General features: G+C 33.3%; 10 protein-coding genes and 1 rRNA gene. 1 reads left to right on the plus strand and 10 read right to left on the minus strand.

What is annotated here, in order from left to right:
* The first annotated feature begins 1 nt into the window (after position 1).
* Positions 2-109: ribosomal RNA gene (gene rrf, locus GB234_RS06610) — 5S ribosomal RNA — on the plus strand.
* Positions 110-549: 440 nt separating this feature from the next.
* Here rrf and GB234_RS06615 read toward each other — a convergent pair.
* From GB234_RS06615 to GB234_RS06660, 10 genes are all read right to left on the minus strand, one after another.
* Complete coding sequence (locus GB234_RS06615) at positions 550-774, minus strand: DUF6095 family protein (RefSeq protein WP_151893766.1); 225 nt, start codon at positions 772-774, stop codon at positions 550-552.
* Positions 767-1,582 (minus strand): N-acetylmuramic acid 6-phosphate etherase, encoded by an 816-nt coding sequence (gene murQ / locus GB234_RS06620; protein ID WP_151893767.1) that lies wholly within the window; start codon positions 1,580-1,582, stop codon positions 767-769. Before murQ ends, GB234_RS06615 begins: the two co-directional genes overlap by 8 nt.
* A gap of 4 nt (positions 1,583-1,586) precedes the next feature.
* Complete coding sequence (locus GB234_RS06625) at positions 1,587-2,387, minus strand: DUF4249 domain-containing protein (protein ID WP_151893768.1); 801 nt, start codon at positions 2,385-2,387, stop codon at positions 1,587-1,589.
* 2 nt (positions 2,388-2,389) lie between these two features.
* A complete protein-coding gene (locus GB234_RS06630; protein ID WP_151893769.1) occupies positions 2,390-4,756 on the minus strand; it encodes a TonB-dependent receptor in 2,367 nt (788 codons plus the stop codon).
* Positions 4,757-4,863: 107 nt separating this feature from the next.
* A complete protein-coding gene (locus GB234_RS06635) occupies positions 4,864-7,092 on the minus strand; it encodes an NADP-dependent isocitrate dehydrogenase (protein WP_151893770.1) in 2,229 nt (742 codons plus the stop codon).
* Between the two features lie 612 nt (positions 7,093-7,704).
* The gene (gene rplS / locus GB234_RS06640) at positions 7,705-8,055 is read right to left on the minus strand and encodes a 50S ribosomal protein L19 (RefSeq protein ID WP_151893771.1); all 351 of its coding nucleotides are present in this window, start codon (positions 8,053-8,055) and stop codon (positions 7,705-7,707) included.
* A 115-nt stretch (positions 8,056-8,170) separates the two neighbouring features.
* Positions 8,171-9,958, minus strand: coding sequence for a DUF885 domain-containing protein (locus tag GB234_RS06645; protein ID WP_151893772.1), 1,788 nt, complete (start codon positions 9,956-9,958; stop codon positions 8,171-8,173).
* Positions 9,959-9,992: 34 nt separating this feature from the next.
* Positions 9,993-10,670, minus strand: coding sequence for a tRNA (guanosine(37)-N1)-methyltransferase TrmD (trmD, locus tag GB234_RS06650; protein ID WP_151893773.1), 678 nt, complete (start codon positions 10,668-10,670; stop codon positions 9,993-9,995).
* Positions 10,671-10,726: 56 nt separating this feature from the next.
* Positions 10,727-11,605 carry an RluA family pseudouridine synthase gene (locus tag GB234_RS06655; RefSeq protein WP_235906078.1) on the minus strand — a complete coding sequence of 293 codons (879 nt, stop codon included), beginning with the start codon at positions 11,603-11,605 and terminating at the stop codon, positions 10,727-10,729.
* A gap of 15 nt (positions 11,606-11,620) precedes the next feature.
* The gene (locus tag GB234_RS06660; protein WP_151893774.1) at positions 11,621-12,988 is read right to left on the minus strand and encodes a DEAD/DEAH box helicase; all 1,368 of its coding nucleotides are present in this window, start codon (positions 12,986-12,988) and stop codon (positions 11,621-11,623) included.
* Between the last annotated feature and the right edge of the window lie 19 nt (positions 12,989-13,007).

Here is a 13,007-nt window from a genome sequence, read left to right on the forward strand (position 1 = left end):
CTAAGGTGGTTATAGCGACGGGGCTCACCTCTTACCTTTCCGAACAGAGAAGTTAAGCCCGTTTGCGCCGATGGTACTGCACTCGTGGGAGAGTAGGTCGCCGCCTTCTTATAGGACTCAATCAATTAAATTGATTGGGTCCTTTTTTATTATAAAAAAATTAAAGAAATTTAGCTGATTAAAGCTGGTAAAAAAGTCTTTTTTATACTCTTTGATTTTTAAATCTTTAACTGCCCAAGATAATATTGAAGTTCCATTAATGCTTTTGTTTTCTTATTTGTTATGAATAGCAGTAGTATAATGAATCCAAATTTATTTGTTGTTAGACTCTTAAATGTATAAACAAAAAAAACCTGTATATGAACAATGAAATTTGGATTACAGATAATTTTTTGTAGTAGAATTTATAGTTTTCGATTTAGAAAGGTTTTTTTTCAAGTCAATAAATATTATACTTGAAAATATTAATGGAATAATGATTGTTAACCGTCAATTCTAAAGGGGGTATAATACATTAAAAATTTTTTGATTAATAAATAATATCCAACATTAAAAAATTGATTTCATTATAGTATTAATTCCTTTAAAGCACATAAAAATAGCGCTTGCTCCAACAATTATTCCTAGAACCAAAAAGAGATAAAATGTCCAGTTATCTTTATTTAAGCCAGATAATGTAATTAAATATGGTCCAAGAAATAGCAAAGGCAATGCAAAAGCTAAAAATTTTAAGCCTCTTACTAATAACTTTACGTCTGTGTGTTCTTTACCCATTTTGATATTCTTTAATAGCAGTCCTTACGCTCATATGTTTTAATAGTAGTTCTTTTGCTTTATCTTCTGAAATATTAAGTGCATCCATAATCATTTTTTCACCGCGAGCAACTAGTTTGTTGTTGCTCAACTGCATGTCTACCATTTTATTTCCAACAACACGCCCCATTTTAATCATTGCTGCTGTTGAAATCATATTTAATACTAATTTTTGCGCTGTACCAGCTTTCATTCTTGAACTGCCAGTTACAAACTCTGGACCTACGACAACTTCTATTGGAAGTTTAGCTGTTTGTGCTAATGGACTTGCTTCATTACACGTAATACATCCAGTAACAATATTTTGTTCATTACATTTTATTAATGCTTCGATAACGTATGGAGTAGTGCCAGATGCAGCAATACCAATTACAATATCTTTTTCTGAAATATCATATTTTTGTAAATCCCGCCATCCTTGATCCTTAGAGTCTTCAGCAAACTCTACTGCGTTTCTAATTGCTTTATCACCGCCAGCTATAATGGCAATTACAAGTTTGTGTGATACGCCAAAGGTAGGCGGACACTCACTTGCATCAACAATTCCTAACCTTCCACTAGTGCCGGCACCCATGTAAAAAAGGCGTCCCCCAGTATTTATTTTTTCTGAAACTACTGTTATTAATGCCTTAATTTGCGGTAATGATTTTTCAACCGCTAATGGAACAAGTTTGTCTTCATTGTTCATATTGACAAGTAGTTCCTCCAAACTCATTTTATCTAAATGGGTATGGTTTGAAGTGGCTTCAGTGGTTTTTGTAAAACTCATAATTTTATTCTACAGTGTAAACGATTTTTGATAATTCTGATATTCTAAAATAGCCCAATGGGTAATTATCTGTGTTTGTTTCATTAATAATATTTCCGCGGATGGTTGCTGGCTGTGTTTCAAATGGACCTCCACCATCTGAGCTTTGTTGTAATAATGCAAACATAAAGTTATAAAATTGTTCGTCAACACCATACAAACTGAATGAAATTACATCGTCAGGTTCTATGTCATCAGCAAAGTATATTGCTTGAAAAGTATTTCCGCTAAAAAATTCGTCTGAAAAAGAATCTCTTAAATCACCCCTATCTGAAAGTCCTTCGAAAAAGTAATAATTATTTTCATTACTTGGATCTGTAAAACTTATCTCAACTTCAATCATATCGCCTGTGAAACCTCCTTCATTATTTTGTGTTACTTCTTCAAGGGGTACTACTGTTTGTAATGATGTTGTTGCAGTATATGTTTCATCGTTGTGTATTATTTTTAATGTATAATTTACCCCTAGTTGAGGAACTATAGCTGTAGTATATTCACCATCACCCTGATGTTCAAACATAAAAACTTCATTATTATCGCTAGTAATTGAAACAATGGCATTGGTAACTGGAGGGACCTCGTTTCCGAAGAAAGGAGCAGTCTCTGAAAGTTTAATTTTAGGTGTAACACTGCCGTCATCTAAAAGTATATTGATACTGGCATCAATAACAAGTCGTGGTGCGGTAGTATCTAATTCAACCTCAATAACTTCCTCACAACTCCAAAGGCTAATTGCTATAAGTAAAAGTATGAATGTATTTTTCATAGTTAAAATTTAAAATTATAGGTCACCGCTGGGATTATACCAAAAATGGAAAGCTTAGTAGCTTCGTTTTGACCATTATCTGTATTTTCTCTAAAAGAAATTGATGACGCATTTTTTCGGTCATATATATTATAGACGCTAAATACCCATTCTCCTTTAAAACGTCGTTTTACTTTCGCTTTTGGTTTCCATGTTGCAGATAAATCCATTCTATGAAAATCTGGCAATCTACTTGCATTTCTGGGTTCATAAACTGGTACTACGATATCATTATAAACATATTGACCTGTAGGATATGTGGTAGGTTGTCCTGTTTGATAGATAAAATTTGCGCCAAATGACCATGATGGTGATAATTCGTATTGTCCTGTGATTGAAAAGTCATGTACTCTGTCCCAAGCGGCATTATACCATTGACCATTATTTATGCCTGTTTCAATAGTGTTTCTTCCAGGGGTTCTTTGTTCAGATTTTGATAAGGTATAAGAAATCCAACCTTGAAAATTACCTGATGTTTTTCTCAAAAGAAATTCTAATCCATATGCTCTTGCTTCACCATTTAAAATAATTCTTTCGATTGCGTCATTTGCAATTAAATCTGCATCGTCAACATAGTCAATTCGGTTTTGAACTTCTTTATAGTAAGCTTCGACCTCGAATGAAAAATCATCAAAAGCTCTAAAATATCCAGCTGCAACTTGATCACCTATCTGTGGGTCTATAAACTGACCACTTGGGGCATAGATATCAAATGGAGTAGGGGATGTTGTATTACTAATTAAATGGATGTATTGGGTAGTTCTGTTGTAACTAGCTTTAATAGAGGATTCATCATTTAATTGATACGAAATTGCAAAGCGTGGTTCTAAGTTTAAAAATGATTTAATTGAAGCGTTTTTTGAAATACTTATAGTGTCAATGGGTTTTGCTTTTTGATAGATATCAATCGCTTCATTATATATGATTGGATTATCATCTTCATAAACGAAAACAGATTCTTGCCCTAAACGATTAAAGGAGGATAAACGTAATCCAGCTTGAATATTAATTTTAGGAGATACCTCTAGTTCACCTTCTAAATAAATAGCATTTTCAAAGGCATATTTGTCTGCTAATTTTTTAGGATTTATACCGCTATCTTCTGATGTTGCACTAATTTCACCTGGATTGAATTTATAATAAATGCTGTTTAGTCCATATTTTAATTTCAATTTTTCTGAAAAATAATGCGTTAAGTCATATTTTAAGTTGAAGTTTTTTATACCACTATCAAATTGAAATTCAGCAAATTTAAGTTCTAATCCATAATAGTAATCTGAATAAATTAATGATAAATTGCTAAATAATTTATCACTAAACAGATGGTTCCAACGTAGATTTACAGTTGTATTTCCAAAACTATTAGCAAATAAATCACTAATTTTAAATACATCTCTTCCAAAGTACCCTGAAAGAAATAATTTGTTATTATCATCTAAATCGTAACTTATTTTTGTGTTTAGATCATAAAAGTATGCCGTATTATCATTTCCAGGATCAACTAAAGGCAAGAATAAATGTGCATAAGTACTACGCCCACCAATTAAAAAAGATGCTTTATCTTCAACAATTGGTCCTTCTAATAGTAATCTACTAGCTAATAAGCCTATTCCTCCTGTTGCATGAAACTCTCTTTTATTTCCATCTTTTTGATAAATATCTAAAACCGATGAAACACGACCTCCATAACGAGCTGGAATCCCTCCTTTGTATAGGGTTACATCTTTAATCGCATCTGGGTTAAAAACAGAAAAAAATCCAAATAAATGAGAGGAATTATAAAGAGTAGCTTCATCAAGTAATACTAAATTTTGATCTGCAGCTCCACCGCGAACATTAAAACCACTTGCGCCTTCTCCAGCATTTGTTACGCCAGGCAATAATGTAATTGCCTTAATGACATCTGCCTCTCCAAGTACAGCAGGAATACTTTTAATGGTGCTCGCTTTAAGTGTGTTGACACTCATTTGAGGGGTTTTGATGCTCATTTTTTCAACGTCAGTTTCTAAGATAACTTCGTCTAAGAACTCACTTGCTTCATCTAATGAAACATTTCTAGTCAATGGCGTATTTAAAACTATCGTTTCTGTATAATCTGTAAACCCTAAACTATTATAGATAACTTCATGTGTGCCTGCAGGTAATGTTATAGAATAAAATCCATACTCATTAGTAATAACTCCAGTTTGTAATGTTGGGATTATAATATTTACACCTATCATTGTTTCACCAGAGGATGATTCAGAAACAGTTCCGCTTAGGGTGAATTTTTCTTGGGCTGTAGCGATTAAGCCTAATAATAAAAGTAGATAAGGTAACTTTTTTTTCAAATCTTAATTGTTAGTTTTAATAAAAAAGGGCATTAAAAAGATAAAACACTTTTGTCATTTTGACTTTAGTTTCATCTGTTTAACACCCTTTAATAACGATTATAATACTATTTTGTTTCAGTAAGTATTTTATTGAAAGTTCTGCTTGGTCTCATTTGTTCATTTACTAAAGTTTGAGTGGGTTCGTAATATCCACCTATATCAACCGCATTTCCTTGTGCGTCTAAAAGCTCTTGTAGAATAATTTTCTCATTAAATTTTAATGCATCATGTACTGATTTAAAACGCTTTTGTAATGCGTTATCTTGGGTTTGCTTAGCTAATGCCTCTGCCCAATACAAAGCAATATAAAAATGACTGCCACGATTATCTAATTCGTTTACTTTTCTAGATGGCCCTTGATTATTTTCTAATAATTTTTCTGTAGCGTCATCTAATGCTTCCGAAAGTATCAAGGCTTTATTATTTTCATAAGTTGTTCCTAAATGTTCTAATGAAACGGCCAGGGCTAAAAATTCGCCTAAAGAATCCCATCGTAAATGCCCTTCTTCAACAAACTGTTGCACGTGTTTTGGTGCAGAACCTCCAGCTCCAGTTTCAAATAATCCACCTCCATTCATTAAAGGAACAATAGATAGCATTTTTGCACTTGTTCCTAATTCAAGAATAGGAAACAAATCTGTCAAGTAATCTCGTAATACATTTCCGGTAACGGAAATAGTATTCTCACCTTTTTTAACACGCTCTAAGGTATATATGGTCGCTTTTTCTGGAGATAAAATTTTTATTTCTAAACCACTTGTATCGTGATTTGGTAAATAAGTATTTACTTTTTTAATAATTTCGGCATCATGAGCTCTGTCTTCATCTAACCAAAATATGACTGGCCAGTTTGTAGCACGACCTCTTGTAACAGCTAATTTTACCCAGTCTTGAATAGGTAAATCTTTTACTTGACACATTCTCCAAATATCACCTTGCTCAACATTATGTGACATTAAAATAGTTCCATTTGCATTCATTACATTTACAGTACCAGCTTCGGCAATCTCAAATGTTTTGTCGTGCGACCCATATTCTTCAGCTTTTTGAGCCATTAATCCCACATTAGGTACTGTTCCCATTGTAGTAGGATCAAATGCTCCATTCTCTTTGCAAAAATCAATTGTAGCTTGGTAAAGTGCAGCATAGCTGCTATCTGGAATGACTGCTTTTGTATCTTGTTGTTTTCCTTGTGCGTTCCACATTTGTCCAGATGTTCTAATCATTGCAGGCATTGAAGCGTCAATAATTACGTCACTTGGTACGTGAAGATTTGTAATGCCCTTATCACTATTAACCATTGCAATATCTGCTTGGTTATTCATTATTATATCAATATCCTCACGAATAGCATTTGCTTTTTCAACAGGGAGTTCATCAAGTTTACCAACTAAATCTCCAAAACCATTACGAACATCAACACCTATCTTTTCAAACTCTGTATCATATTTTTTAAATAGATCAGCAAAATAAGTCTCAACTGCATGACCAAAAATAATTGGGTCACTCACTTTCATCATTGTTGCTTTCATATGAAGAGAAAATAACAATCCTTTTTCTCCAGCATCTTTAACTTGTTCTTGTAAAAAAGATAATAATGCATTTTTACTCATCACAGAAGCATCAATAATCTCGCCATCTAAAACAGAAATATTATCTTTAAGGGTCACTTTTTTTCCTGCAGTAGTAGATAATTCAATTTTCACACTGCCTTTGTCTGCAATAGTTACAGACTTCTCATTGTGTCTAAAGTCTCCCGATGACATGGTTGAAACATGTGTTTTAGAGTCCTTAGACCAAGCACCCATACGGTGTGGATTTTTCTTGGCGTAATTTTTTACAGCTTTTGGTGCACGTCTATCACTGTTTCCTTCTCTCAAAACAGGATTTACTGCACTACCTTTTATTTTATTATATGTAGAGAGGATTTCTTTTTCTTTATCATTTGAAGGCTCTTCTGGGAAATCTGGAATTGCAAAACCTTTTGCTTGAAGCTCTTCAATTGCTGAAACTAGTTGAGGAATAGAAGCGCTAATGTTTGGTAGCTTAATAATATTTGCCTCTGGCGTTTTAGCTAATGCTCCAAGTTCTGCAAGAGCATCATTTACACGTTGATCTTCATTTAAATATTCAGGAAAATTAGCAAGTATTCTTGCGGCAAGTGAAATATCTCGTGTTTCAATATCAATATTTGAAGGTGCCGTAAATGCCTTTATAATTGGAAGAAATGAATGCGTCGCTAAAAAAGGAGCTTCATCTGTTTTTGTGTATATGATTTTAGCTGTTTTTGCCATTGGTTTAAAGTGTTTTAAATTTCAACAAATATAACGATTTGGGTGCGTTTTTTCCCTTCGGAAATTTGATAAAATTTGAATTTGAAGACATTAAAAATATATAGCTATTTTTTAAGATTTCTTTTTTTAGGAATGGAATAAATGAGAATACTGTAAATGTTAAAAGCCATAACATTGTATGAATACAGTGTTATGGCTTTTTCTGAAATAGATTTTAAACGATGATTATCAAATAATCTAAAGTAGTCAAATAATATAAGGCTCCACTCGTGATCTATTTCAAGGAAAGAGTAAACATTTTATTTTCATAATAAAACTTACGTTATACAATGCTCTTAAAATAAATACTCTCACTTTTTTTAAATTCTTCCTGCTTATTCTTGAATAAGGTCCTCGGTCTACTATTAAAAAAAGATATAAAGAACGTTTCTTTAATTACTAATTATAATGTTTCCATTTATTTAGTTGATTAAAGATAATGATAGATTTTGATTTAGCAAAGATTTTCAAACAATTAATAATGAACATGTTATAAACAGATGTTTTTAACAATTGTTTATAAAAAAAGCATCGTATATAATACGATGCTTTTTTATGTTGTCTAGTAATAGTCTAGTATCTTTTTTCTTTGATACGAGCTTTCTTACCAGTAAGACCTCTAAAGTAGTAAATACGTTTTCTACGTACTGCTCCTTTTTTGTTAATTTCAATTTTCTGTAATGCTGGCATATTCACTGGGAAGATACGTTCAACACCTACAGTTCCACTCATTTTTCTAATAGTAAATGTTTTAGTAATTCCAGTACCTTTTACTTGAATTACAACACCTCTAAAAAACTGAGTTCTAGTTTTTTCACCTTCACGAATTTCATAGAATACAGTTATAGTATCACCTGCTGAAAATTCTGGGAAGTCTTTTTTTGTTACAAATTCGTCTTGAACAAATTTAATTAACGATTCCATAGTTATAAATTAATATTGTTAGTTTAAAGTAACATTCGCGATTTTCGCCAGAGGTTAAGTTAAAACGAGTGCAAAAATAAGCAATTTATGTAATGTAGCAATCTTTCTGCAATTTTTATTTTGTTGCTGTTATCCAGCTATTTATCTTTTCTTCTAATAATGCTAATGGCACACAACCAGTTTCTAAAACTTGATTATGAAATTGACGAATGTCAAACTTATCTCCCATTTCTGCTTTAGCTTTAGCTCGTAATTCTTGGATCTTTAATTGCCCTATTTTGTAGGATAATGCTTGACCAGGATTTGCCATATAGCGCTCAATTTCACTAATGATTCCAGCTTCTGGTTCTGCTTCGTTTTCTAATGAATATTGAATTGCTTTCTCGCGACTCCATCCTTTTGCGTGCATACCTGTGTCAACCACTAAACGAATTGCTCTATGCATTTCGGCACCAAGCATCCCAAAATATTGATAAGGGTCTGTGTATAATCCTAGTTCTTTTCCAAGGGACTCACTATATAGAGCCCAACCTTCACCATAACCACTATACCAAAGCGTCTTTCTGAAATCTGATAACGTTTTACTTTCTTGTGTTAATGAAATTTGGTAGTGGTGGCCTGGTATCGCTTCGTGTAAAAATAATGACTCGTCACTATATACATTGTACTTTGTAGCATCTGGAATTGGTGTATAAAAAATACCCGGACGCGTTCCATCTAAAGACCCTGGATTATATTCTGCACTAGCCGAATTTTCTCTAAAGGCTTCTGTGCGGCGAACTTCAAACGGAGTTTTTGGTTTTGCGTCAAATAGTTTTTCTAATTGTGGTTTCATAGTTTCGTGAATTGCATTAAAATTTGCAATCACTTCTTCAGGTGTTTTAAACGGCATCAATTTTGGATTACTGCGAACATCATTGAAAAATGCTTTTATGTCTCCTTCAAAACCTATTTGGTTTTTTACTTGTTCCATTTCCGATAGGATACGAGCTACTTCTTTTAAACCCAAATTATGGATCTCATCAGCCGTCATGTTTGTAGTGGTGTACAATTTAATTTGATGATTGTAATATGCTTCACCATTAGGTATTGCATCGATACCTGAAGATTTACGACCTGCTTCTAAATATTCGTTTTCCATAAAGTCATGAATACTCTCATAAGTAGGGATTACCTTGTCGGCAATCATGTTAGTATATTCAATAGTAATTGTCTCTTTTTCTTCGTTAGAGAAAGACTCTGGAATAGTATATACTGGACTATAAAAAAGATGCTTTTTTACATCTGTCACGGTCATTTCGTTTAACTGGGGAATTATTTTTTTAATAAGAGATGCAGGAAGTACATAACCAGTTTTAACTCCTTCTCTCATATTATTTTCTGCCATAGCAAGCCACTGTAAATAACCGTCAACTCGTAGCTGCCAATTTTTATAATCGTCGACAGTGTTGAAGGGTTGTGCACCAGCACCACTTGCAAGTTGGCCAAAGGTTAAGTTTGCCGTCCACATTTGGTCAATAGGGAAGTACTGATGATTTTTATAAGAAAGGTGCTCTAGGTTGATATCACATTCCCATTTTAAAATATCCAAGCTCATTTTTTGACTATCTGTTAAATTGCTGCTGTCGTATGATGCAATTTTCTCTTTATATGAATTATAATAATTCTTCATAGCGTCAATATGATCTTGAGATAACGGATTAGGGTATTGCTCATTATATCTATTATCTCCAGACATTGTAGCGCTTACAGGATTCAATTTAAGACCATCTTCATAATAATCTTTTAGCATGGTTTCAAAAGTTTCGTTTGAATCAACGGTAGCTGTTGTTAAAGTTGTTTTTTCTTTACAAGCTACAATTGTGAATAAGCAAAATGATATAATTGCAAGTGTTTTTTTCATATTGAAATTATTAAATCTAATTTTTTAAATTCTTTTATTCTTCTAATAAATCTGGTCTTAACTTCTCGGTCCTTTCTATCGCTTGGTCTTCGCGCCATTGTTCTATTTTTTGATTATGACCGCTCAGTAAAATATCTGGTACTTTCCAGCCTTTATATTCTGCGGGTCTTGTGTAAATAGGAGGTGCGAGCATATCATCTTGAAAACTATCAGTCAACGCGCTAGTTTCGTTACCAAGTACACCAGGTAATAAACGAATTACGGCATCGCAAACAATTGCTGCAGCAAGTTCACCACCACTTAATACGAAATCTCCAACCGAAATCTCTCTGGTGATAAATTGATCACGCACTCGTTGGTCAACCCCTTTATAATGACCACAAAGAATAATTATATTTTCTTGTAATGAAACTTGATTTGCAATACTTTGATTAAGGGTTTCACCATCTGGAGTCATATAAATAACCTCATCATAATCACGCTCAGCTTTTAGCTTACTTATACATTTATCAATAGGCTCAATCATCATTACCATGCCTGCGCCACCACCAAATTGGTAATCATCAATTTGATTATAACTATTAGTAGCAAAATCTCTCAAATTATGCATGTGTACTTCAACCAGTCCTTTTTCAATAGCTCTTTTAAGTATAGAAGCTTCAAAAGGGCTTGTTAATAACTCTGGTAATACTGTAATAATGTCAATGCGCATAGTCGTAAAATATATCGCAAAAATATGCTTTTTTTAAGACGTCAACTATGCTGTTGTTAGATTTTGAAGTACTTCGGAAATATGTTCTTAAATTTTTTTGGTACTGGAATTGTAATTTCCATACTTTCGGTTGTAAATGGGTGTTTAAATTTTAAAGAAGAAGCATGTAAATAGAGACCTTTACCTTTTAAAATGTGTGGCTCATTTCCGTAGTTAACATCCCCAAGAATGGGGTTTTTAATGTAAGACAAGTGTTTCCTTATTTGATGACGCCTCCCTGTTTGAGGAAAAACTTCTACAAGATTTAATAAACTAAAACGCTCTGAAACTACACTTTTTAATACCCGAAATTCTGAAACTGCTGCCTTGTCATCAATAGTTACGTCTATAATCCCAATCTTGGGCATCTTGTCAATGGTTATTGCTATATATGTTTTTGTAATTGCTTTATCTTCAAAAAGTTTGTTAAGTGCAATAATGCTATTAGTCGTTTTTCCAACTAATAAGCATCCAGTTGTTGGATAGTCAAGACGATGAACTGGTTGTGGAATTGTAGCGGTGGGAAGTTTGCTAGGCTTTACGTTATTAATAAGTGCGTTAGCTACAGTTTTAAAAGTATTTCCGCTTACAAGAATTCCAGGAGGTTTGTTAATTATTGCGAGGTGTTCATCTTCAAATACCACTTCAAGTTTTAATTCAAGCGACTTGTGTTCTCGTTGTACCGTTTCAGAAGTAAACACTAATTTTTCTCCACCATAGATAAAAGTTGCTGTTGTAGCCGGCTCGCCATTAATTGTTATTTGGTTTTTTTTAAGTGCTTTTTTTAATGCAGATTTTGTAGGGAGTAAATTAAAAATAGCCACACCATATTCTTGGAGTCTTAGAGGATGCTCCTGTGGTGTAGCTATATGTGTTTGAATTATTTTATTAATCAAAGTACAATTTAAATATTAAAAAGGTTTTTTTCCTTTTCGCTTATTTAGTTTGTTAAAGGTCTTATCTCCTTTTGTTTTTGCTTTTTTGTATTTCTGTTTAATTGTTCTTTTGTAAGAACCGCCTTGATTTGTTTTGCTATTTTTCTCACTTTTTTCGTGAAAACTTTCGCCTCTTATTTCTTTAAAACTTTTGTGTGGATTGTCAGGCTCTACAACATGCGGTTGCTCTTCTGGAGTTAGTTTTTTTGAAATCTCTAAGCCTTCGGGAAGCTCTAATTTTTCAATTTTTAAATCCATTAAATTTTCAATGGCTTCTTTGTAAGATTGTTCGGTTTCCGTAGAAAAAAGGAGGGAAGTACCATCTGCTTCTGCACGCCCAGAACGCCCTATGCGGTGCATATAGTTTTCTGGAAAACGAGGTGTATCTACATTAATTACATGACTAATGGTGTCAAGGTCAAGCCCACGTGCCATGATATCTGTAGTTACTAAAATACGCGTTGTTCCTTCGTCAAAATCTTCAATACTACGTATCCTGTAATTTTGTGTTTTGTTTGAGTGAATCACTGCAACGGCACTACCAAATACCTCAGTTAATTCATTAAATAATCTATCTGCACTCTTTTTATTAGAAACAAAAATGAGTGTTTTTCTGTATGTTTCCTTGTCCTTTAATAGTGAGGAAAGTAAGTTAGCTTTTGTATAGAAATTAGGTACATCGTAACTATACTGCTTTATATTATCCAGCGGAGTTCCACTTACAGCTACTGAGATGGTTGTTGGGTTTCTAAAAAAATCGTTTATGAAAACTTCAACATCCTCTGTCATTGTTGCTGAAAACATGATGTTCTGGCGCTGTTCTGGGATGATTTCAAAAATATTTGTCAATTGAAAACGAAACCCTAAATCAAGCATTACATCTACTTCATCAATCACTAATTTATTGATGCTCTTAGGTTTTAATGCTCTACTTAAGATTAAATCATACAATCTTCCTGGAGTTGCCACAACAATATCTGCTCCTTGCATGACTAACTCTTTGTGTTGATTTATGTTGACGCCACCATAAACACCCACAACCCTAATGGAGGAGTATTTACCAAATTTTTCAATCTCATCCACAACTTGGATAACTAATTCTCTTGTAGGTACAAGTACTAAAATGCGAGGATCTGTTTGCTTTGAAAATTTAAGTCCGTTGATTAGTGGGAGCATATAGGCAAAGGTTTTACCTGTTCCCGTTTGAGCAATCCCTACCACATCTTTTCCTGCCATTATAGGAGAGAAGGTTTCTTTTTGAATTTCAGTAGGTACTGTAAATCCAAGGTCTTCAATTGCGTAATTAAGCTGCTTATTAATTTTAAAATCCTGAAAAGAATCCATGTAATAGGTTTTGCTGCAA

Source organism: Patiriisocius marinistellae, assembly GCF_009014635.1.
In the GTDB taxonomy this organism is placed as follows: Bacteria; Bacteroidota; Bacteroidia; order Flavobacteriales; family Flavobacteriaceae; genus Patiriisocius; species Patiriisocius marinistellae.

Coding starts and splice junctions, on each gene's coding strand:
- GB234_RS06645 (WP_151893772.1), bottom strand. CDS start 9,958: ATGAAAAAAACACTTGCAATTATATCATTTTGCTTATTCACAATTGTA.
- trmD (WP_151893773.1), bottom strand. CDS start 10,670: ATGCGCATTGACATTATTACAGTATTACCAGAGTTATTAACAAGCCCT.
- GB234_RS06635 (WP_151893770.1), bottom strand. CDS start 7,092: ATGGCAAAAACAGCTAAAATCATATACACAAAAACAGATGAAGCTCCT.
- rplS (WP_151893771.1), bottom strand. CDS start 8,055: ATGGAATCGTTAATTAAATTTGTTCAAGACGAATTTGTAACAAAAAAA.
- GB234_RS06625 (WP_151893768.1), bottom strand. CDS start 2,387: ATGAAAAATACATTCATACTTTTACTTATAGCAATTAGCCTTTGGAGT.
- GB234_RS06615 (WP_151893766.1), bottom strand. CDS start 774: ATGGGTAAAGAACACACAGACGTAAAGTTATTAGTAAGAGGCTTAAAA.
- murQ (WP_151893767.1), bottom strand. CDS start 1,582: ATGAGTTTTACAAAAACCACTGAAGCCACTTCAAACCATACCCATTTA.
- GB234_RS06660 (WP_151893774.1), bottom strand. CDS start 12,988: ATGGATTCTTTTCAGGATTTTAAAATTAATAAGCAGCTTAATTACGCA.